Origin of the sequence: Deinococcus alpinitundrae (genome assembly GCF_009982895.1) — a bacterium.
GTDB classification, from domain to species: domain Bacteria; phylum Deinococcota; class Deinococci; order Deinococcales; family Deinococcaceae; genus Deinococcus; species Deinococcus alpinitundrae.
Window position 1 is genome coordinate 1 of sequence record NZ_WXZL01000366.1, and the last position, 255, is coordinate 255.

The window sequence follows — 255 nt, forward strand, 5'->3', positions numbered from 1 at the left end:
TTTTTATTAGGATTTTTCTTATCAACTTACGAAGCGACAATGCCAGGGTCGTTACCAACGATGTTTTACAGTCATATAAGATATCGAACTTTATCAGTAACATTTAATATCTCTGTTTCGATATTTGGTGGTACGACGCCATTAGTTGCAACATGGTTAGTTACGAAAACTGGAGATCCATTAGCACCTGCGTATTATTTAACAGCAATCAGTGTTATTGGCTTTTTAGTTATTACATTCTTACATTTAAGTACA

General features: G+C 33.7%; 1 protein-coding gene. It reads left to right on the forward strand.

Annotated features, from left to right (window positions below):
• The coding region (locus tag GUI70_RS25985; protein WP_161884607.1) for an MFS transporter at positions 1-255 on the forward strand (255 nt) is incomplete at both ends.